This is a genomic window from Flavobacterium sp. FlaQc-30, from assembly GCF_044005885.1.
Classification (GTDB): domain Bacteria; phylum Bacteroidota; class Bacteroidia; order Flavobacteriales; family Flavobacteriaceae; genus Flavobacterium.
This window is the reverse complement of record NZ_JBIPCO010000004.1, coordinates 334776-356276: the sequence shown is the minus strand read 5'-3', so window position 1 is coordinate 356276 and position 21501 is coordinate 334776. Positions and strand designations below refer to the sequence as shown.

Genomic DNA, 21501 nt, shown 5'->3' with positions numbered 1-21501 from the left:
AAAAATGAAAACATTTACACAAAATATCTTTACAATAGTATTCTTTTTAATCTTCTCTGTCTCATTTGCACAAAACATTGAAGGTGTTGTTACAACAAGCGAAAATATACCTTTAGAAGCCGTTAACGTAGTAGTTAAAGGAACTACTAACAGCGCTGTTACTGACAACAGCGGAAAATTCACAATCGATTCAAAAGGAAGACTGCCTTTGACACTTTTAATTCAGTACGTTGGATATACAACAGCTGAAATCGAAGTAACTGCAATACCAGTAAATCCGATTCAAGTTCTCCTAAAAGAAGAAAATGAACTTATTGAAGTTGTGGTATCTTCAAGACGTCGTATCGAAAAAGTTCAAGATGTGCCAATTGCTATTTCAGTTATTACAGGAAAACAAGCGGAACAAACTGGAGCTTTTAATGTTAATAGAATTAAAGAATTAGTTCCATCAGTACAACTTTATTCTTCAAACCCAAGAAACACAGGTATCAATATTAGAAGTTTAGGCTCTCCTTTTGGATTAACAAATGATGGTATTGATCCAGGTGTTGGTTTCTACGTTGATGGTGTTTACTATGCACGTCCGGCAGCTACAACTCTAGATTTTATCGACATCGAACAAATTGAGGTATTGCGCGGCCCGCAAGGATCATTGTTTGGAAAAAACACAACTTCGGGAGCCTTTAATATAACAACTCGTAAACCAAGTTTTACTACTGGTGCCGATTTTGAAGTAAGCTACGGAAATTTTGCTTTCTTGCAAGCCAAAGCTTCGGTAACTGGTGCTTTAGGTAAAAAGGTTGCTGGTAGATTGTCTTTCTCTGGAACTCAACGCGATGGTTTAGTTGATAATATTGTAACTGGAAGACCTACAAATACCTTAAACAATCAAGGAATTAGAGGTCAATTACTTTTTACTCCTTCTGTAAATACAAACATTATTCTGGCTGCTGATATTACAACACAGCGTCCGGATGGATACGCTCAGGTTATTGCAGGTGTTGCGCCAACACAAAGAGCAGCTTATCGCCAGTTTGATGCTATTATCAAAGATTTAAATTATAAGCTTCCAAGTCAAAATGCATTTGACCGCAAAATTGATCAAGATACACCATGGCGTTCTGGACAAGATATGGGAGGTGTTTCGTTGAATATTGACACAAAAATTGGAGGAGGAACTTTAACGTCTACAACAGCTTGGCGTTTCTGGAACTGGGATCCATCGAACGACAGAGATTTTACAGGATTACAAGTATTGGCTAAATCGCAAAACCCAACAAGACAAACGCAGTTAACACAAGAAGTACGTTATGCGGGACAACTTACATCAAAATTAAGCGGCGTTGCTGGAGTATTCTTCATTGACCAAACATCACAAACAAATGGTACCGAAGAATCTGGAAATGCGCAATGGAGATTTGCTCAAAGTTCAACAAGTCCATTATGGAAAACTCCGGGGCTTTTTGAAGGTTACGGTATCAAAACCGACGCTCGTATTAGAGCATCAAGTGCGGCAGTATTTGGACAATTAGACTGGGCATTAACAGAGCGTTTACATGTTTTACCGGGTTTAAGATATAATTTCGACAAAAAAGATGCTCATTATGCTAGAACAACATACGGCGGACTACAAACAACTGATCCTGCATTGCTGGCTTTGAAAAAACAAGTTTACTCTGATCAAGCTTTTGATTCTAGTACTGACAACACGGATTTTTCAGGAAACATAACTGTTACTTATAAATTCAGTGATAAAATTAATGCTTACGGAACTTATGCTAAAAGTTACAAACCTGTTGGTGTAAATGTTGCTGGTCTGCCAACAGATTCGAAAGGACAGCCATTGTTAGATCTTGCAGTTATTAAACCAGAAAAGGTAAACCATTATGAGATTGGAATTAAGACTTCTCCATTTAAAAATTCTATCTTCAATTTAGCCTTTTTTGATACTGATATTAAAGATTTTCAAACGAACGTTCAGGCTGCAGAATTGGGTGTAAACAGAGGTTATCTTGCTAATGCTGACAAAGTACGTGTAAAAGGTGCTGAACTTGATGCTAGCTTTGTTGTAAACACACACTTAACTATAAATGCGGCGGCTACTTATACTGATGGAAAGTATGTTAAATTTACAAATGCACCGCTTCCATTAGAAGAAACTGGAGCTCCGGTATCCTTCAAAGATGTTTCTGGAACTGCTTTACCAGGTGCTTCAAGATGGGCAGGATCTTTAGGTGGTGAACTTTCTGATAATGCAAGATTCTTTGGAAACGCAGGAAAAGTTTTTTTAGCTGTTGATTCATACGCTCGTTCTGAATTTTCGTCAAGCCCTTCGGCATCAAAATATTTAGTTGTTCCGGGTTATGCGATCTTTAATGCTCGTTTAGGTTTCCGTGCATCACAAGGATTATCAGTTCACTTTTGGGGACGTAACCTTTTAAACAAAGATTATTATGAGCAATTATTACCTGCAGGAGGAAATGCAGGACAATATGCTGGTGTACTTGGTGATCAAAGAACTTATGGAATTACATTGAAATATAACTTATAGTTTTAAATTAAAGTTAGAAACTAAATTAACGAGATGCGTTTTACACGTATCTCGTTTTTTTTTTATCAAAACAACACAAAAAGACATAAACTGTTATTTTAAAAACTTTTAGCAGCATTTTATTTCATTTTTTAAAATGATCTTTATTGATGATTTTATGTAAATGAACTTTTTTCTAATCTCGGCATTAGCAATATTAAGCGGGAATTAATCAAATACAAAAATGCAGCACTACTACAATTTTACAGTTTCAAAAAAACAGATTTCGTTTGATCCTTATTGGTACGATAACTCAAGCATGCTTTTACACTCTTTTTTAGGAATTATTCTTTTAACTTTAGGAATTATCGCATCGCATTTAAATGATCTTAAAAGCGTACTGGTTCTTTCTATTCTAATTAGTACAGCTTTATTTTTTCGTGGTATTTACGAATGGAAAATTAAAAATAAAACGACATTTATTTTTGACAAAAATGATGATGCTTTTTATAAAATTACACCGCTTTCAAAAAAGAAAATTACTGCTCTAAGTGATATTTTAAACATTAAAACAAAATCGGGATCACGAAATTTTTATTACATTCTAACACTTCAAAACAAAGCTTCCTTTAAAAATATTCCTTTAACAAATACTATTAAAAATGATAATCAAAATAATCCTGAAGTTCGTTTTTTAGAAATGGAAATTATTCCTCAATTGGAATCTTTTTTAAACTTAAAAAAAGAAGGTTTTACGGTTTTTGATTCTGAATTAATTAATATTTAATTTTCAAAACAATCACAAAATCAAACCAAAAGCGTAATAAAAAACGTTTTCTATTTCAATTCATTTATTCTCATTTGTATATATTCGCAGCCTGAATTAATTGGTTGCATGAAGTTTTTCAAATTAGCACTTATTTTAATCTTAATAAGTCCCTCTTTATCGGCGCAAAATCAAAAGAAAACTGATCAGCAGACATTAACTTGGATTAGGTATTATAATATCTTGCCTTTGAGTGAAAAATGGGCGCTTCATTCTGAATTTGATAATCGAAGCTTTCTTAATCCTATTCATCAAAACTTATTTGCAATACGAGTTCAAGGACGATATCGTGCTGCTAAAACTATCGATTTAGGTGGAGGTTTTGCTTATTTTAATGTAAATACGCAAGACCCAAATGTTGATCCTGATTTTTCGATTCCAGAATATCGCGCACAGCAGGATATTACTTTTATAAACGATATTGCCAAAATCACTTTTCATAATCGTTTTCAGCTTGAAGAACGCTTTTTTCAGAAAGCAACCAAAACAGAGTTACTTGACAACTATTGGTTTGCTTACCGATTCCGTTATAGACTGCAGTCAACATTTACGTTATGGGAAAAAGAAAAACGAAGTTTAAAAGCAACAATATCTGATGAAATTATGTTTAATTTCGGAAAAGACAATAAACGAAATACATTCGATCAAAACAGGATTTATGCAGCGCTTCGCTATCACATTAACCCAAACATTGGTTTAGAATTAGGTTACTTAAAAAGCTTTCAAAGACGCGCCAGCGGAGTCGATTTTTATGATAGGGATATTATCCGATTTACAATTTATCATAGGATTAATCGGGAATTTTAGATTTTCTAATAAAAAAACGGCAAATCAGAAATTTGATTCACCGTTTTTTTTATTCTTTGTCCCTTTGAGCCTTTGTACCTTTACATCTTAGTATCTCAGCACCTTAGACCCTTAGCCCCTTAAAAAAAATCAAAATCCTCTTTGTTTTCTTCCTTTTTTACTTTCGGCAAAGTTTCCAATTTTATAGGCTAGAGAAAACATTACATACCTTTTTAAAACCGTATTTTCTTCATCTCGGATCGAAGTTGGCGAAATAGTTCTTGTTGCACTTTGGTTCTGATTTAAAACATCATATACTTTTACTTTAGCATATAATTTTTTATCCAAAAATCCATAAGATAAACTGGTATTCCAAAGAAAGAAATCCTTTTTGAAATCATCTGAAATATTTGAATTATATGTATATCCAAAATCATTTCCGAAGATTAAATTAGCAGGCCAATACGATGTTGTCTGCATATTAATTCTGTGAATTACATTTGAAGTGGCGTCTCTCGAATAATTTTCATAACGTGTTTCATTATAAGATAAACTATAAGATGGTGCAATTGAAAGCACTTCTCCATAATCATAAGAAGCATATACACTTGGAGTAATTACAACTGATTTTGCATAATACAAAACCGCATTTGTAAATCCTTTATCAAAATTATAATTACCGCTTAAACGCAAACCGTATCTTAAAGTGTGAGCATCTTTTTTAATCTGCTGATTCCAGTTTCCTCCAAGCGAAGCTGAATAAGTTCCTGAAATGTTTACATAAGTTGTGTTTCTTTTTCCACTTTCATCATAAATCGAGGTAGAAACAACATCATTATTATAATAATCTCCTTTTAGGAATAAACTATAGCCTGAACGTGTTCTAAAATCAAAATTCTTAAAATCGATACCTGCTGTATTTTTTTCAATCGGATTTAGATTTGGATTTCCTACAACGCTATTCAGCGGATTATTTAAATCTGCAACAGGCATTAATTGTGTTGCTGACGGAAGCGCGTTTGAATAATCGTACTTAAATGTCAAATTTTTAGAACGATTAAATTTGTATCGAAGCTGCGCTGTTCCATATGGCAGCATATATCTTTTATTCAAATCTGTAGTTTGATTTAAATAAAAAGAATGATTATCAAACTCTACAATTGATGTTCTCGAATTTACATTAAGTGTAAATTTACTTTTCTGCCAGGAAATACCAACTTTTGGTGTAATCGAGTTTTGCTTTGATGTTGTATAATTAGTCAGCGATAAATTTAAATCTGAATATTCTTGTGATGCATCATCAAAATTAAATGTTTTTTGATCGTTCATAGAACTCTGCCAATCAAAATTGGTTCCGAATCTTAATCTAAGTGAATCTGTAACTGGTTCTGTATATTCTACATCAAGTGAATACGCATCGCTTTTTGATTCACTTTTTGCATTCTGATTTCTTTCATCATTTGGTTTATTATCCTGATAAAAAATAGTCTCAGAAATATTGATTCCGTTCGAATCATTTTTAGTGTTATTGTTATTAAAAACCACACTTAAATTTCGCGATTCCTTTTCAAAAGTTTTATTGAAATTAATGCTATTGGCAAAACTTGTATTAGAACTTTCTGTATGTGAAGCAGCTGTGCTTTCGTTTAAAGCGTCGCCATTTTCATTCTCAGAAAAAGTCGAAGAAGATGAATTGTTGTTTGATTGGGACAAATTCAATTTAGGTGCAAAAACAATCTGCATGGAAGGATTGATTTTGTATTCTAATTCAAAATTGACTTTGTTTCCCGTGTTTTCATTTTTAGTTTTAGAATCCGCTTCAGTCAAAATATTTCCTGTTGGCAAGAAACTAAGCTGATTCGATTTACTTTCATTTTTAGTGACAGCGTTTGTAAAATTATAACTGCTCATAAACTCCAAATCTTTTGTCCAGTCATCAGAATAATTAATTCCAGCCAAAGTAGACTGCGTAATTCCCTTTCCTCCGCTGCCAGAACCCTGACCGCCGCCTTTCGCATTTCGTCCGCCTCCCATATTATCAAATACCTCATCCATAGAGAATCCGGTTGAATTGATATTGTTGGACGAAGCCAGTACACTTATTTTTTGCTTATTCTTAAAAAAGTTCATCATTAAACTGCTCTCGTAGCGTTCGTCTGAACCGTATCCGCCAAGCACTTTTCCGAAATAACCTTTATTTTTTTTCTCGTCAATTGTAATATTTATACTCGAATAATCTGAAGTCGATTCTTGTTTAGCCAGTTCTTCTTTTTTGGTTTTAAAATCAGAAACCTGAACTTTTTTAATAATATCGGCTGGAAGATTTTTAATGGCAATAGAGCCATCTTTATCAAAAAATGCTTTTCCGTTGACTAAAACCTGATTGACTTCTCGCCCATTTACTGTAATTTTCCCAGTATTATCAACATCAAATCCTGGCAGCTGTTTCAATAAAGTTTCCACGTTTGCATCTGGACGCACTTTATAAGAACCTGCATTAAATTCTAGTGTATCTTTTTTAATGGTAATTGGCGGTGCTTCACTTTTAACTATTACTTCATTTAAAACATTTGCATTTTCTAGCATATACAGCTTTCCGAAATCTTTACTTTCTGAAAGTCCTTTTTGCTCTTCGTAATAGGTCTGATATCCCGTATAATTTACTTTTAAGAAAACTGGTTTATCATACTTTTTAGTATTAATAATAAAGTTTCCGTTTTTATCGGTTGTAGCATATTCTATAATTGTAGAATCTTTTACTGTTGTAAAATAAACCGTAGCTAGTTCAAGGGGAAGCTGTGAATTAATATCCACCACAGTTCCTTTAACAACAATATTATTTTGTGCATTTGCCGAATAAACAAAAGCTAAAAACAATAGAAATGAATAAATTTTGGTCATAAAATTTGGTTAGTTAGATCAATAAGACTCAAATAATTGCAAAAGGTTTAATTGTGTCTTTTACATTTATTCAAATAGCGTGCCGTTAAAAAACTATCGGCAAAAAAAAGTCCCCTTAAACGGGGACTTCTATTTTTATTTCTCACGAATATAAATATCGATCGGAACTCCTGCAAAATCCCAGTTGTCACGGATTTTATTCTCTAAATATCTTTTGTAAGGTTCTTTTACATATTGTGGCATATTGGCAAAAAATACAAACTGAGGCGTTTGAGTTGGCAATTGCATGCAATATTTAATTTTTACATATTTACCTTTTGTTGCCGGCGGCGGATATGCTTCAATTACTTTCAACATATATTCATTGAATTTCGAAGTCGAAATTCTTTGTTTTCTATTCTCAAAAACTTGAACTGTAGCTTCTAATGCTTTTAGTAAACGTTGTTTTGTTAATGCCGAAACAAACAAAATTGGCACATCTGTAAATGGCATTAATTCTTTTTTGATTCTTTCTTCGTAATCACGGCTTGACATGGTATCTTTTTCAACCAAATCCCATTTGTTTACTAAGATTACAACCCCTTTACGGTTTTTCTCGGCAAGCCAAAAAATACTTTGATCCTGACCTTCAAAACCACGAGTTGCATCGATTACCAAGATACAAACATCGGCATGCTCAATTGCTCTTACGGAACGCATTACAGAGTAAAACTCTAAATCTTCCTTAACTTTAGCTTTACGACGGATTCCCGCAGTATCAACTAAATTAAACTCAAAACCAAAACGGTCAAATTTTGTATCAATCGCATCACGAGTTGTACCAGCAATATCTGTTACAATATAACGATCCTGGCCAATTAAGGCATTGATAAAACTTGATTTTCCTGCATTTGGACGTCCTACAACTGCAAAACGAGGTAATTCTTCAGTAACCTCAACTGGTTCTTTTTCTGGAAATGCATCAATTAAAGCATCTAATAAATCTCCTGTTCCGCTTCCTGAGATACTTGCAAACGTAAAATAATCTCCTAAACCAAGATTATAAAACTCAATTGCATCTTTCTCACGCATTGCGTTATCAACTTTATTTACTGCCAATAAAACTGGTTTTGTTACTTTACGCAACAATTTAGCAACCGTTTCGTCCATTGGAGTAATTCCTTCTTCTACATCAACAACAAAAATAATAACATCGGCTTCGTCGATAGCAAGCTCTACTTGTTTACGAATTTCACCTTCAAATACGTCATCAGATCCGCGAACGTATCCACCCGTATCAATAACAGAAAACTCTTTTCCGTTCCACTCGCTTTTACCATAGTTTCTATCACGGGTAACCCCAGATACTGAATCTACAATAGCTTCTCTTCTTTGTATCAGCCTATTAAAAAGGGTCGATTTCCCTACATTAGGTCTTCCTACTATCGCAACAATGTTATTCATTTTTTTTGAATTTTAGACTTTAGATTTTAGATTTCAGACTTTTAGCTTCCTAAAAATCTAATAACTAATAACCTTAAATGCCTTATTTTAATTTTTTGCAAAGGTAGTCTTTTTTAGTTTGCAGTTATCAGTTTTAAGTATTCAGTAAAAAAATTGATAAAACTGTGACTTTAAACTGAAAACAGACTACTTTTTTTCAGGAGCTTAATCCAGCTTTCCACTATATCTTTTGTGGCGAACCCCGCCACAAAAGGATGCCGTTCCCATCTGGACTAGGACATCTCGGTAACAAGAACTTTTAATTTAACGATTAAACAAATAAACGATTAACCGATTCAACAAAAAATTACTGATTATAACCAAATCGTTTCAACATATTAGCGTTACTTCTCCAGTTTTTGTTCACTTTTACATAAAGTTCAATGTGAATTTGTTTTCCGAAGAATTTCTCCAAATCAACACGAGCATCCATTCCTACTTTCTTTAGAGCAGCACCTTTATGCCCAATGATAATTCCTTTTTGAGTATCACGTTCGACCATAATTACAGAACGAATTCTGATAATATTAGCATCTTCATGAAATTCCTCTGTCACGATTTCAACCGCGTATGGAATTTCTTTGGCGTAATTCAATAAGATTTTTTCACGAATAGTTTCGTTCACAAAAAAACGTTCAGGCTTATCTGTTAATTGATCTTTTGGATAATAAGCTGGCGATTCTGGCAATAACTCGATAATTCTGCCAAAAACTTCTGGTACATTAAAGTTTTGTAAAGCGGAAATTGGAAAAATTTCTGCATTTGGCACTTTTTCTTTCCAAAAAGCAACCTGTTCTTCTAATTGTTCCTGATTTGAATTGTCGATTTTATTCAACAATAACAAAACTGGAATTTTAGCATATATGATTTTATTAAAGAATGCTTCGTCTTTTAAGTCTTGCTCCCCTATTTCGACCATATAGATTAAAATATCAGCATCTTCAAAAGCCGATTTTACGAAGTTCATCATCGACTCTTGCATTTCATACGCCGGTTTTATAATTCCGGGTGTATCAGAAAGTACCAATTGAAAATCTTCGCCATTTACAATTCCTAGAATTCTATGACGTGTAGTTTGTGCTTTTGATGTAATGATAGATAGTCTTTCACCAACAAAGGCATTCATTAGTGTTGATTTTCCAACGTTTGGATTCCCGATGATGTTTACAAAACCTGCTTTATGTGACATTTGCATAATATTTTAAGGTGCAAAGGTAGTCATATCAACTCAATACAGAAAATAAAACATTTTTTTAAGTTTTCGTTGGATTTCTAAAAAATCGGCGTATCTTTGCACCCGAAACATCGCGGGATAGAGCAGTAGGCAGCTCGTCGGGCTCATAACCCGAAGGTCACAGGTTCGAGTCCTGTTCCCGCTACTAAGAGAAAACACCACTTATTGTAAGTGGTGTTTTTTTGTTTATAGCAATATTTATCTTTTTATATTTGATAAAGAATTAATTTTACTGCAATGAGAAAAATATCATTACTAATTCTCCTATTTGTCTTAACAATTTCATCTAATTGTTTTTCGCAATCTTTAGTTTTTGAAAAAATTGTTCAAGTCGACTCCACAAAATCAAAAGAAATTCTTTTTGAGAGACTTAATAGTAAGTTGATTGATTATTATGGAGGACAAAATAGTTTTAATAAAAACATTATTCAATCTGATAAAGAAAATGGAGTTATTAAAATTAAGCAAGAGATGCGCTATAGTAAAAATGAGTTTATGAATAGCGCTAACGGTGTTATTGATTTTAATATAAATGTATTTTTTAAAAAAGGACGATGCAAGGTATTAATTGATAATATTACACATACTGGTATGGGTATATCTATGGGTGCTATTACTGAAGACAAAGAATACCCTCATACTGACAAAGATTACTTAAAATTTCGTAAAAGAAAATGGATCGAAATTAAAGACTTTATTTATTCTGAAATGCCAAAGAAGATTTTGATGATAGAGAAAATTCTTAATACACCTTTAGAGCAAGAAAATGAATGGTAAATCATAAGACTGTAAAAGCTTCAGAGAAATCTGGAGCTTTTTTTATTTATGCCTTTCTGATTATTTTGCGAATAAAGATTACAAATCTGCGCTATCGTTGTCTACATATCGGAGCGATCAGGGTTTCAGTACAAAATTCTCCTTCTTTACTGCATTTAAAAAAACTACAGGGCAAACTCCTGCAGAATATCAAAAATCCTCCCTAAAATGAGTTCAATATTATAGAATTGAACTCCTATCTTATAAATTAAAACCAAGAAACAATCTGCATTCCGGATATTTGCACTTATTATTAATAATCTTAAAAAATGATAAAAGCACCGAAAGTCATAATACAAAGTATTTTCATCTTCCTTCTTCTCTCAGCTATTTAACCCTTTAATCAGGGAATCAAACTATAAATTACGACAATGAAATATTTAACCACTATTTTATTTTTTACATTACTTGCCTGTAAAAGTGTGCATCAAACCAATAAACAAACTGTTGAAAATGCGATTACAAATAATGCTGTTCAGTTATTAGAGGACAAACGATTTCATTCTGTTTCCGTTGCAGTGCTTAAAGATGGAAAAAGTACAATAAAACATTTTGGTGAATTAACTATCGGAAAAGGAAATAAACCAAACGATTCTACACTATATGAACTGGCTTCTGTAACTAAAACTTTTACAGGGTATATAGCTGCGAAAGCTGTACTTGACAAAAAAATAAATTTAGATGATGATATTAGAATCTACCTTGATGAACCTTATCCTAATCTTGAATTTAAAGGTGAACCTATAAAAATCAGACACCTCATTACGCATACAAGTGGATTTCCGAATTTCCCTATAAAAAGCGAAAATAAAAAAGCTTTTTTTGAAGGACTAAAACTAATCAAAATTGAAACAAAACCTGGAGAAGTATATTACTATTCAAACACGGCACCAGAGTTGACAGCATATATACTTGAAAAAGTATATCAAAAACCATATGAGGAATTGGTAATGGATTTTGTTTTGAAGCCAAATAAAATGACCCAAACCAAATTTACACTAAATGAAAATGACAAAACAAGATTGGTAAAAGGTTATAACGACAAAAACGAGTTAATGCCTAACTTCAATAGAACTTTATGGGGTGGAATTTCGGGATTGCATTCGACAACTACGGATTTAGTGAAATATATGAAATTGCAACTAGACAAATCAAATCCTATTGTAAACGAATCTCATAAAAAATTATACAAAGAAGGTTCTGATTTTTGGGAAGGCTTTCATTGGTACATCATAGAAAATGATGACGAATTAATTTATAGACATCACGGAGGTATATACGGAATGCAGAATTGGTTTGTGATTTATCCAAAACAAAATATAGGAATATCCATATTGACAAACACCAGCTTTAATGAAACAGGCGAAATTTTAGAAAAAGTAGTTGATAAATTGTATGATGACATAAATAAATAACGCATAACAACTAAGTGCTAAATTCGAGTTTAGTTTCTGAATTGAACTTTAATGCAAAACTGAATATTTCCGCTTCAATTTCCACCAGTTAGCCAAGCTGCAAACCGCTTGGATTTAAATCAAGTCAATTTATATTATTTTTTTTAATTATTAATTTTAAGATGTTAATGCAAAAATCGCATAATAACCTCAATAAACTAGTGAGATAATTGACCGCTCCTGTTACTAAGACAAAGCTTCAGAGAAATCTGGAGCCTTTTTTTGTTTATACCTTGATTCTCTTTGCGGGCGCGAAATCACGAGACATTCGGACAGCTTTCCCCAAGAAATCTTCGAAGAGCGGGGTTACAAGCCAGACGCCAAATGAATATAAAACCACAAGCAAATAGGTACCAATTTATACAGTTTTGAGCTTTTGAGACCTTTTCTAATTTTTCTTATATGAATTTTGGATTTAAATAATTCAAAGCACTTTTTATGAAAAAAAACTTTTTACTACTGATCATTTTATTTGCCTTTTATTCTGCCAATGCTCAAAATGGAACTGATCTTTATCAGAAAAATAATGAAATTAAATTAAATGCTCTTGCTCCTTTATGGCAATCTTTTCAGGTTGGTTATGAAAGACATTTAAATCATAATTCGTCATTAGGAATTTCTTTTTATTATGTGTTTGACAATAAAAAGAATGAAAAGGATTTAAATTATTCAATATCTCCGTATTACAGAAGATATTTTGGTAAAAAATACGCATCAGGCTGGTTTGTTGAAGGATTTGGAATGCTGGCTTCAACAGATGGAAAAAAAATATACGCTTCAGAAGATCATTCTATATATACTGAAAATCCCGACGTTATTAATTTTGCTCTCGGTGCCGGCGGAGGCTGGAAATGGGTCAGTAAAAGCGGATTTCTTTTTGAAGCAAATATTGGTTATGGTGGTATATTAATCAATGCAGATAAAACAGATCATACTATTGTTGCAAAATTTGGGCTTACTGCTGGATATAGATTTTAATAAAACTTATGATTCAATCTAAAAAAACGTCAAATTCTTACGACAACTTTATTAAAATCATCCATAAACTGGTTAGATATTTGAATGCTTCCCACTACTAAGACAAAGCTTCAGAGAAATTCTGAGGCTTTTTTTATATCTGACGTTTTTTATTGCGGACCAATAGTAAATACAATACGAGCAGTGTAGTTATCAACCGGAGTTGTAACAGACACTCCGCGTACTCGAAGGTTTAAACCAATATTAGTTACTTCTGCTAATGATAAAACAGCAACTACTCTAAATAACTCTGTATCATTTGTAAGAACCTCCTGATAGGGCGTCGCTTGATTTGGAGTCATACTACAAAGCACACATAATCCTGATCCGTTATTTAGTTTTCTTACATCAATTTTTAGCGCATTATTCCAGGTAGGATTGGGTTCATATCGTACTGAAATCTTACCAGTACCTAAAAGAGCCGGCACTGTCAAATTTAAACTCATTTGAGTAGAGGTACTTTCATAGGTTCCTGCATAATCAGACCCTGCTTCTGTAATGGTTGGAATAACAGGACTCCAATCTGTACCTACTACTGTAATCGTTTGAGATTTAGCAGCTATACATACCAATAAAGCACCCGCTAAAAGCAATAACCTTATAGATGCATTTATTCGATTTTTTATACAGGATTGTTTCACCATCTTTTTAGTTACTAATAGTGTAGGTTATCGTAATTATTTTACTCGTTGTTTGTACCAATTTCTTATAATCATCAACTTCTAAAGAAATATTCAGCAAGTGTCCGTTATTAATGCCATTTCCTGTATAAGCACCACCAATACCCGTTATAATCGTAGTAGGAGAAGTTGTTAGTGTAACTTTACCGGCCGAAATCCCAAGAGTACCTCCGCCGCTACCAGTAGCAGCAGCCGCTTGAAGCTTTACAAATAGTCCCGCAAAGGACTGATCAATTTGGGCAGTAACAAATCTTGGCGGCGTTGTTGTTTTTTTAGCAGAAGTATAGTTTAACCATTTTGTGGTATTAACAGCAGGAATCGTCAGCGGACGACCCGCTTCTGTTGGAGCTAAAAAGCTAAAAGAAATAGCGGTCATACTTGGTTCAACATCAAGCAATGCAACTTCTGAAAGATTTATATTAATATTACGATTTCCAGACGTTTGCGCTGAAAGAAAAAAAGTACCACAAAAAAACAGCAATACCCCAAAAACAAATTGAATTGAATTAAAAATCATTTTTTATCTTTTGAAGTGTTAAAACCTACTTTCATTGGTTTTTGCAAATATTTTATTTCTTTTTCTGTTTTACTTATCTTAATCTGAACCTGCTTATCTTCATTAGGGTTAAGTGTCAAATTTATATCATCGGTAAGAATTTTATATTTACTGTCTAATGCGTTGCGATATACTTTTAACTTCCAATCTCCTGGTCTTAGATATGTAAAATCAAAAGGCTTGGTTATTTTACATATTTTTCTAAAAACCTGATTATCTGATGTTATTTCGACAATTACACTTTGTTCTTTGTCGGCAGTATCTTTGTCATCGAGAATTATAATTCCTTTAATATTTGAGGCTTTTGTAATACCAAAATTGAGATAATTTCCTCCTTCTGCTATTGTGACTTTAGCAGGAATATCAATATCTGTAATATCTTTTACCCCTAGTGTTCCTTGTTCTATCTCAAGAAAGTAAGTATCGGGTTTTACATTTTTAAACAAAAAATGACCTCTTTCATCAGTAATAGCAGAGTAAGGCCCCAAATGAAGTTTTACACCTTGTATTTGTGTACTCTCTAAAGTAGTGATATTTCCTTCAAAAAAACCATACTCTTTGACTTTTTTTATGGGCGCATGAATATCCAGCGCATACCGTACAGAAAATGAAAAATCTTTATTCTCAAGTTGATTTTGTGCTAAAGCATATCGAGAAAGCAGGTTTATTTGCTGTCTTGGTGATATTCTGTAATTTAATGCCAGTTCCAGAAGATTTCTATCTCTATAGTATTCCTCGAGATAATATGTATTTTGATAGAATAAACTCAAATACCATCGATCATAAATAGTCGCATTTATGCGTCCTCCATATAAAAACAGTTTCTCATCCTTTGCTGCATATCGACTCACGGTAGAATAACTGCCATAAAGACTTATAGAATTTCGTTTGTAATTATAGCTGACGTTTGCAGTTTGTATTGATGTTTTGCCTGTTGAATTAATCAAAAAATTAGTTGTTTCTGCGAAAAACATTTGAAAATTGACCGAAAATTTATAAATATCCTGAGATAATTCGATACGATTAAATCTTTCTTTATAAAAAAACTGTTTATGCTCCATTCTGTCTTCATATTCCTGAGTTCCACTAAACAAAGAAACTGCACCACTTTTTAAATAGTTGTAACGTATTCCTATTTGAAAAGCTTCTCTAAATGGAGCCGCACCATAGAGCGTATCTCTTTCAAAATTTCTCGCATCCTTTTGATAATTAGCCGAAAGATTTAGTTTGGGTAAAATCCGATAATTAACGTTGGAAGTAAAAAATTGCGTATCTGTATAATAACCAGAAAAATGAGGAGATGCATATATATAACTGGCACTAACATTTAGATCATTAAAATAAGTTTGAGCTTGCAGCTGCCATGCATTTCCTTGTGTTTTTTCGTTATTACTTACAGCATATTCTCCTTGTATGCCAATTTTATCAAAAACATTTGTCTCAGCAGAAACATAATGCAAATGATCCTCTTGATGACTATCTTTTCGTTTCAATAAATATCCGTAGCGTATATTATTTTTGGCATTAAAGTTCACTTTAGCATAAACATTAATCTCTTCTTTAATATCTTTAAAAAAACGTGGTTTATTGTAAAACCCTCCTACCTCTAACTTCTTGTATTTTTGCCTTAACTCTACACCTCTCCCATATCTTGAAAACTCGGTCAAAAATGACGAATAAAAGATCTTATCTCCTAAATGAGCATAAAAATTATTGGATTTAAAATTAACAAAATATTCTTCATACTGAGAAAAGACAGTTAATCCGAAACGATCTGGACCGACTGCTCTAAATTCAAGAAATTTTGTATTCTCTTCATTTAAAGCTCCTCTTCCATAAATTTCTCCCTGAAAACCAGATTCATAATCATTTCGCTGCTGTCTCCCAATATACGTTGCCGCTACTCTAATAGGAAAACGAAGCCAGACATCTTCATTTACAGGAAAAGCGGGAATAACATTTGTAATCTGCGAAGCAAAAACGGATTGCGTAGTGTCGCTTTTTACAGAAGCTGTAAGTTTAATTAAATTTTGAGAAGGTTTGGGTTGTTTAAGATCAGTAGATTGATATGCGTTTATTGTTGCTGCCATTCCGGGTGATAACAAAATAGGATTATCTCCTTTTACAAAAGTTGCTGCAGAGGTCTCGATAAAGATATTTTCTTCAACGTTTCCTTCATTTTTTAGAATAAAAAAGCTATTAATAGTATCTCCGGCTTTTACATAGCTTGGCGTAGAAATAACATCTAATGTTATCCGCTGTACTTGACTTACCATTAACGCAAACTCTTGAGAATACAAAATAGCATTTGTTTTATCATTAATAATTAAATGTATGCTGTCTTTACCTTTTGGTTCATTAATTGGTACTTGAATAGCCGCTAAATATATTTTAGTTTCATTTGCTGTTAAATCAAAATCATAAGGAGCAGCAGCTAAAATCCAGTCTTTTGGAAGGGTGACTTTTGGAGTAACCAAAATATCTTTTGAAAATGGATTAGTAATCTTAAAAACCAATGTTTGTACTTTTCCCGGGGTAAGAAACTCGTTTTGGTTTACTAAATTAACCGCGAGATTTTGCGCCTGAAAAAAATAAGGAATAATAAATAATAATATAATTATTATTTTATTCATTTGGTATATTTAGTTCAATATTTATTCCAAAAACATGATCATCACTACTACTCGCGAGTATCGAAGCATTATATTTTCCAGCAGGAACTGAACTTAAATCTATAGTAAATAGTTTGGAATTATTAGGCAATAAACTCATTATATCGCTCTTGAATTTTCCTTTATTACTGCCGTCTTTACTATCAAATATCTCGATGGAGGCTTCAACAAGATGAAATATTTCTCCATTATTTGAAATTGAAAGTTCCAAAATATTCTTTCCAGTAATTTTCTTTAAATCAATAGCATCAAAAGTCATTAAAGCACTTGCTGGTTTTTCATTTGTTGTAATGATCTGAATGCTATAACGAATGAGTGTTCGCAGCTGAATACCATTTTTGACATTATTTGGAACAATATCGTCAACAGGCTCGACCATTACAACGCTCCAAAAGCTGCCGCCAGGAGTGTTTTCTGGAATAATGATTTCATAAGATACACTGGCCTTACCTTTACCTTCTATTTTTAATAAATCAGTATTTAATTTAATCCATTTTAAATTACTCCTCTTATTTTTTCCATAATCTTCATAAAATGAAGTACCTGTCGCATTGTAGCTGTAATCTTGTTGATAAAGCCTTACATTTTGAGGAATATCAGAAGTATTTTCGATTGTGATAATTCCTTTTTGCAGTGTTCCTTCTTTTAGTCTGTAATTATGCGTCAAACCATTGGTAATAACAATACTTGCGAATAAATTAGTATACGCAAAGAAAACTGCAATAAAAAAGAGTGTTTTTTTTAAAGTCATTGTAGTAGGTATTTAAGATATTCTGGTAGTTGGGGTAAACAAAAAAAGTGCCTCCTGATTTTACATAAGCGACACTATTTTTGCTCAAAGATCTTGTAAAAAATACTGCTTTTAGTTTTCAGCAATAGTATAAGTAACTGTTACCGAAGGCGTCGAGGCAAACAAACCTGTGTAATTATTAGCATGTAATGAATAAGTCAAATTGTGTCCGTTTGAAGCACCATCTCCAGTATATGAAGCTCCAATTGCTGATACAATTTGCTGGTCAGCAGCGGTAAGAGTAATTGCACTGCCGGCAATAGTTCCCAGCGTTCCTCCGCCATTTGATCCAGTAGCTGTAGCTGCCTGAACTCTTACATCTAAGCCTGGTACAACTGCATCCATTTTGACAGATACTTTAGCCGTTTTTGCACTTGCTGTTGGAATGTAAGAATAATTGAGCCACAAACTAGCATTGTTAGCAGGAGCTACAATAGGTAAACCTGCCTCTACGGGAGCAGTAAAAGCCATCGTAATATTTTTTGACAACGCTGGTTCAATATCCACAATAGCGACCGTGGGAATTGTAATTCCTACTGTGTGAAAATCTGTCCTAGTGTCTTGAGCATGGGCTTTGCCAAAAACAACCATAAAAAATACAACCGATAAAATGTTAAATTTTTTCATACGAAATGTTTTATATTTTATATAAATTTATAAAATTTTCAAACATATCTCTATAAAATCTTACAATTTTAATAAGTTTTTTTTGCTTAACAATCTTCAAGTTCCTATTTCATCTATAATAGCCGCAACAATGATTAACAGTACCATTACTACAAATTAAAAAAAACATTATTACTCCTTTTACAAAATATGTTAAGCAAATCTATACCGATTATAAGACATAAAAATCATTTTGGTGCAACCGTTTTAATGAAAAAGATTAAGCTGCCTATAGCATAAAGCATTGCTAAAAGCAAAAAATATCATTACTCTATTTTGTAAGATCCAGAGAAAAATTTACGACCCGAAAGTAACGGATTTGCTTATCTTGTTCTAAAATAATTTTACACAAGAAGTAAAAATATATAAAGATAATTCAGCTCAAATTTGAGATAAAAAATGTTTCTATAAGCGGCGGTTCTTTTTATTTACTTTTCGCGATTCTAAATCCAAAACCGTCATTTCGTGTGTCTTTCGGAGATTGGTATCTCACTTCGGGCATATGAATTCCATATTCTAATGGTTTTCCATCTGCACTTTGGGTTTCGTAAAACCAACTAACGCCTTTCGAAATTTTATATTTTCCTTCTCCTTCTATTGGTCCTTGAGGATTCTGTTTGCTTACCAAGCTATCCTTTTCAGGATTATACCAATCAGAAACCCATTCACCAACATTTCCAGTCATATCATGAAGTCCTAATTCATTAGGTTTAAGAAGTCCAACTTTATGAAAAATGCTGTCTGAGTTTTCTTTTACCCAACCAATCTCGATTGGATTATTGCTGCCGCTATATTTGTAGTTTTTAGTTTTCTTTCCACCTTTGGCAGCATATTCCCACTCTGCTTCTGTTGGCAATCTTCCTCCTGCCCATTTTGCATAGTCATTTGCTTCATCCCAAGTTGCAAGCATTGGATTATTATCTATCCATTTATAATATACCTTTTTTCCATAGGCATTTTCAATAGGTGCGTCAGGCATTTTTCTGCCTGTTTTTTCACAAAACTCTTTAAACTGTTTAACCGTTATTTCATATTTACTTATGTAAAAGTTATCAAGTTCAACCATTCGGTGTGGACTTGTAAAACCATTTATTGTATCACCTTTGGGAGTAATAATAATTTGGTTTTTTCCTTGCTCAAAAGTCCCTCCTTCTACAAAAACCCAATCAATATTGTCTTTTTTACAGGAAGTGAATGCAAAAAATCCAAGAAAAATTATAAGTATTTGTGTTTTCATCTGATCTGTTTAAAATTACTTGCAAAACGTAGAAAAATGCTAGTGCTAACTGATGGAAAGCGCCGTTAGCAGTTTGAACTTTCTACTTGATTTCTTACTCAGGCTTTAATAAATTATCTTTTCTTTTAGCATAAATATCAAGACTTATAAATTTACCATTTTTAATTTCGCAGTCTTTCATAGTTCCTTCGTATTGAAAATCAAGTTTAGCCATTGCGTTTTTACAATTCATATTTTCCGACTCAACAAATCCTTCAATTCTGTTAAGGTCTAAATTCTCAAATCCATGATGACAAATTAAGGGCATTGCTTCTTTCATAATTCCTTGTCCCCAAAAATTTGGAATTAACCAAAAACCTATTTCTGCTTTTTTATGTTCTTTGCTTAAATTATTTAATCCACCCGCTCCGTAGAATGTTTTGTTATCAGCCGAGCAAATAGCAAACCAAATTCCTGTTTCATTTTTTTCAAGGTCGGCAAAAAAAAGCATTTGCTCTTTGGTTGCTTCCAATGTTTGAAAACTCACTCCATAATATTTAATAACTTCTGGATGCGAAAGTCCTTTGAAAACATTTTCAATATCACTATCTGCAAATTGTCGCAGTAAAAGTCTTTCTGTTTTTATAGTTGGAAATTCTTTCTTCATGATTTTTTGTTTGTTTGATTAATATTACCCAAGTGCTTTTAAGGATGGAAAGCAATATTACATCAAGTTACAAAATCATAATTTCTAAAACTGGTACGATATACCGGCACTAGCGATCCCTTTGTATCCAAAACCAAATTCTGCAAAACCTGCAAGTGATTTTCCTACACGAAATCCTAAGGCGTTTAACTGATAGTTTACAAAACCATCACCATTAGGAGAGCTTCCCGGACCTGAATAATCTACACTTTCAGAAGTATAAGCAACTGCAATTCCTGAGTACATTTGAAAAAAACTACTGGAAATATAACGGTAATCCGTACCCAACCCTACAGTAATATAAGAATAATCAAGCTCTCCGTTTTTTGCTCCACTTACATATACATCTTGTGACATTTTTTGATAAAAACCATCTGCATATACCATCCATCTCTTTGCAACAGCATAACGATACGTTAACCCAAAGGTGGGACCAGCATTCATATTCTGGGTTGTAATTTGACCACCTGTAAAGCCTCCTGTAAGGACATCTGTAAAAAGGTTTGCTAAGTCTGTTGATGTCGCTGCACCTACACTAAAGCTAATGTCGCTGGTACCTTTTTCTTGCGCTTGTCCTGTTATCGCAAAACCAAATACAATAAAAATTGAAAGTAATAATTGTTTTTTCATGTGCTAGATAATTAATTTACTTTTTTATATTCCAATGTCCCCAACTGATCATTTGTTATAATACGTTTATCACTGTCAAAATATTCTATTTGAAATTTTACAGATATAAGATCAACAATCACTGTAAGCACCTCATTGTTTTTTGATAATTTCCATTTACCTTTTGTACTCTTATCCCCAACAATTCCAGTAAATTTTCCATCCTCAGTAAAGACTTGGAAAACCTGGTCACTTTTAAATTTTTCTTTTATACTTTTCTCTTTGCCATTCTTTGTTAGTTTTACCAGTTGCCATTTACCAATAAGCTGAGTCGATGTTTGTGCAGAGATAGTGCACATAAAAAAGAGAAGGATTAGAGAGAGAGTTGTTTTCATAAATAGTTTTTTAAGTTGAACAATATTGCAGCTTCAAAAACTAAATTACAAAAAAAAAAAATCTGAATATTAAATCTAAAATTAAATAATTTGAATCGAATATTCATTATAATATTAACAGCTAAATTAAAACAAAAAAAATGGTAATGTATAAACAAAAAATAC

At 32.8% G+C, this 21501-nt stretch carries 18 protein-coding genes and 1 tRNA gene; 7 read left to right on the top strand and 12 right to left on the bottom strand.

Annotated elements, in window-relative coordinates:
* The first annotated feature begins 4 nt into the window (after positions 1-4).
* The 3 genes from ACHRV0_RS11750 (at position 5) to ACHRV0_RS11740 (ending at position 4163) form a co-directional block, all read left to right on the top strand.
* Positions 5-2551 carry a TonB-dependent receptor gene (locus tag ACHRV0_RS11750; RefSeq protein ID WP_395440967.1) on the top strand — a complete coding sequence of 849 codons (2547 nt, stop codon included), beginning with the start codon at positions 5-7 and terminating at the stop codon, positions 2549-2551.
* A gap of 223 nt (positions 2552-2774) precedes the next feature.
* Positions 2775-3317 carry a hypothetical protein gene (locus ACHRV0_RS11745; protein WP_395440966.1) on the top strand — a complete coding sequence of 181 codons (543 nt, stop codon included), beginning with the start codon at positions 2775-2777 and terminating at the stop codon, positions 3315-3317.
* 108 nt (positions 3318-3425) lie between these two features.
* Positions 3426-4163, top strand: coding sequence for a DUF2490 domain-containing protein (locus tag ACHRV0_RS11740; RefSeq protein WP_395440965.1), 738 nt, complete (start codon positions 3426-3428; stop codon positions 4161-4163).
* A gap of 129 nt (positions 4164-4292) precedes the next feature.
* Here the strand turns inward: ACHRV0_RS11740 and ACHRV0_RS11735 are convergent, their stop codons facing one another.
* The 3 genes from ACHRV0_RS11735 to era all read right to left on the bottom strand — a co-directional run bounded on the left by ACHRV0_RS11735 (position 4293) and on the right by era (position 9714).
* The gene (locus ACHRV0_RS11735; protein ID WP_395440964.1) at positions 4293-7043 is read right to left on the bottom strand and encodes an outer membrane beta-barrel protein; all 2751 of its coding nucleotides are present in this window, start codon (positions 7041-7043) and stop codon (positions 4293-4295) included.
* A gap of 135 nt (positions 7044-7178) precedes the next feature.
* A complete protein-coding gene (gene der / locus ACHRV0_RS11730; protein ID WP_089053902.1) occupies positions 7179-8486 on the bottom strand; it encodes a ribosome biogenesis GTPase Der in 1308 nt (435 codons plus the stop codon).
* 346 nt (positions 8487-8832) lie between these two features.
* The gene (gene era, locus ACHRV0_RS11725; protein WP_089053903.1) at positions 8833-9714 is read right to left on the bottom strand and encodes a GTPase Era; all 882 of its coding nucleotides are present in this window, start codon (positions 9712-9714) and stop codon (positions 8833-8835) included.
* 117 nt (positions 9715-9831) lie between these two features.
* Here era and ACHRV0_RS11720 point away from each other — a divergent pair.
* The 4 genes from ACHRV0_RS11720 (at position 9832) to ACHRV0_RS11705 (ending at position 13007) form a co-directional block, all read left to right on the top strand.
* Positions 9832-9904 (top strand) — tRNA-Met (locus ACHRV0_RS11720).
* Between the two features lie 92 nt (positions 9905-9996).
* Positions 9997-10536, top strand: a complete 540-nt coding sequence (locus ACHRV0_RS11715) for a DUF4468 domain-containing protein (protein ID WP_395440963.1) — start codon at positions 9997-9999, stop codon at positions 10534-10536.
* Between the two features lie 410 nt (positions 10537-10946).
* Positions 10947-11990, top strand: a complete 1044-nt coding sequence (locus tag ACHRV0_RS11710) for a serine hydrolase domain-containing protein (RefSeq protein WP_395440962.1) — start codon at positions 10947-10949, stop codon at positions 11988-11990.
* 477 nt (positions 11991-12467) lie between these two features.
* Complete coding sequence (locus tag ACHRV0_RS11705; RefSeq protein WP_395440961.1) at positions 12468-13007, top strand: DUF3575 domain-containing protein; 540 nt, start codon at positions 12468-12470, stop codon at positions 13005-13007.
* 149 nt (positions 13008-13156) lie between these two features.
* On the opposite strand, the gene ACHRV0_RS11700 is transcribed toward ACHRV0_RS11705, so the two are convergent.
* From ACHRV0_RS11700 to ACHRV0_RS11660, 9 genes are all read right to left on the bottom strand, one after another.
* The gene (locus ACHRV0_RS11700) at positions 13157-13690 is read right to left on the bottom strand and encodes a hypothetical protein (RefSeq protein ID WP_395440960.1); all 534 of its coding nucleotides are present in this window, start codon (positions 13688-13690) and stop codon (positions 13157-13159) included.
* A 4-nt stretch (positions 13691-13694) separates the two neighbouring features.
* Positions 13695-14243, bottom strand: coding sequence for a hypothetical protein (locus tag ACHRV0_RS11695; RefSeq protein WP_395440959.1), 549 nt, complete (start codon positions 14241-14243; stop codon positions 13695-13697).
* A complete protein-coding gene (locus ACHRV0_RS11690) occupies positions 14240-16915 on the bottom strand; it encodes a hypothetical protein (RefSeq protein WP_395440958.1) in 2676 nt (891 codons plus the stop codon). Before ACHRV0_RS11690 ends, ACHRV0_RS11695 begins: the two co-directional genes overlap by 4 nt.
* Positions 16908-17705 carry a hypothetical protein gene (locus ACHRV0_RS11685; protein WP_395440957.1) on the bottom strand — a complete coding sequence of 266 codons (798 nt, stop codon included), beginning with the start codon at positions 17703-17705 and terminating at the stop codon, positions 16908-16910. Before ACHRV0_RS11685 ends, ACHRV0_RS11690 begins: the two co-directional genes overlap by 8 nt.
* A gap of 111 nt (positions 17706-17816) precedes the next feature.
* On the bottom strand, positions 17817-18371 hold the full coding sequence (locus ACHRV0_RS11680) for a hypothetical protein (RefSeq protein ID WP_089053910.1): 555 nt from the start codon (positions 18369-18371) through the stop codon (positions 17817-17819).
* 463 nt (positions 18372-18834) lie between these two features.
* Positions 18835-19647, bottom strand: coding sequence for a formylglycine-generating enzyme family protein (locus ACHRV0_RS11675; protein WP_395440956.1), 813 nt, complete (start codon positions 19645-19647; stop codon positions 18835-18837).
* 94 nt (positions 19648-19741) lie between these two features.
* Entirely contained in the window at positions 19742-20293 is a 552-nt protein-coding gene (locus ACHRV0_RS11670; RefSeq protein WP_395440955.1) for a GNAT family N-acetyltransferase, read from the bottom strand.
* 84 nt (positions 20294-20377) lie between these two features.
* A complete protein-coding gene (locus tag ACHRV0_RS11665; protein ID WP_395440954.1) occupies positions 20378-20962 on the bottom strand; it encodes a hypothetical protein in 585 nt (194 codons plus the stop codon).
* An 11-nt stretch (positions 20963-20973) separates the two neighbouring features.
* Positions 20974-21336, bottom strand: coding sequence for a lipocalin family protein (locus ACHRV0_RS11660; RefSeq protein WP_129023249.1), 363 nt, complete (start codon positions 21334-21336; stop codon positions 20974-20976).
* Between the last annotated feature and the right edge of the window lie 165 nt (positions 21337-21501).

Coding starts and splice junctions, on each gene's coding strand:
- ACHRV0_RS11750 (WP_395440967.1), top strand. CDS start 5: ATGAAAACATTTACACAAAATATCTTTACAATAGTATTCTTTTTAATC.
- ACHRV0_RS11745 (WP_395440966.1), top strand. CDS start 2,775: ATGCAGCACTACTACAATTTTACAGTTTCAAAAAAACAGATTTCGTTT.
- era (WP_089053903.1), bottom strand. CDS start 9,714: ATGTCACATAAAGCAGGTTTTGTAAACATCATCGGGAATCCAAACGTT.
- ACHRV0_RS11700 (WP_395440960.1), bottom strand. CDS start 13,690: ATGGTGAAACAATCCTGTATAAAAAATCGAATAAATGCATCTATAAGG.
- ACHRV0_RS11695 (WP_395440959.1), bottom strand. CDS start 14,243: ATGATTTTTAATTCAATTCAATTTGTTTTTGGGGTATTGCTGTTTTTT.
- ACHRV0_RS11710 (WP_395440962.1), top strand. CDS start 10,947: ATGAAATATTTAACCACTATTTTATTTTTTACATTACTTGCCTGTAAA.
- ACHRV0_RS11675 (WP_395440956.1), bottom strand. CDS start 19,647: ATGAAAACACAAATACTTATAATTTTTCTTGGATTTTTTGCATTCACT.
- ACHRV0_RS11685 (WP_395440957.1), bottom strand. CDS start 17,705: ATGACTTTAAAAAAAACACTCTTTTTTATTGCAGTTTTCTTTGCGTAT.
- ACHRV0_RS11715 (WP_395440963.1), top strand. CDS start 9,997: ATGAGAAAAATATCATTACTAATTCTCCTATTTGTCTTAACAATTTCA.
- ACHRV0_RS11670 (WP_395440955.1), bottom strand. CDS start 20,293: ATGAAGAAAGAATTTCCAACTATAAAAACAGAAAGACTTTTACTGCGA.
- der (WP_089053902.1), bottom strand. CDS start 8,486: ATGAATAACATTGTTGCGATAGTAGGAAGACCTAATGTAGGGAAATCG.
- ACHRV0_RS11665 (WP_395440954.1), bottom strand. CDS start 20,962: ATGAAAAAACAATTATTACTTTCAATTTTTATTGTATTTGGTTTTGCG.
- ACHRV0_RS11690 (WP_395440958.1), bottom strand. CDS start 16,915: ATGAATAAAATAATAATTATATTATTATTTATTATTCCTTATTTTTTT.
- ACHRV0_RS11705 (WP_395440961.1), top strand. CDS start 12,468: ATGAAAAAAAACTTTTTACTACTGATCATTTTATTTGCCTTTTATTCT.
- ACHRV0_RS11680 (WP_089053910.1), bottom strand. CDS start 18,371: ATGAAAAAATTTAACATTTTATCGGTTGTATTTTTTATGGTTGTTTTT.
- ACHRV0_RS11735 (WP_395440964.1), bottom strand. CDS start 7,043: ATGACCAAAATTTATTCATTTCTATTGTTTTTAGCTTTTGTTTATTCG.
- ACHRV0_RS11660 (WP_129023249.1), bottom strand. CDS start 21,336: ATGAAAACAACTCTCTCTCTAATCCTTCTCTTTTTTATGTGCACTATC.
- ACHRV0_RS11740 (WP_395440965.1), top strand. CDS start 3,426: ATGAAGTTTTTCAAATTAGCACTTATTTTAATCTTAATAAGTCCCTCT.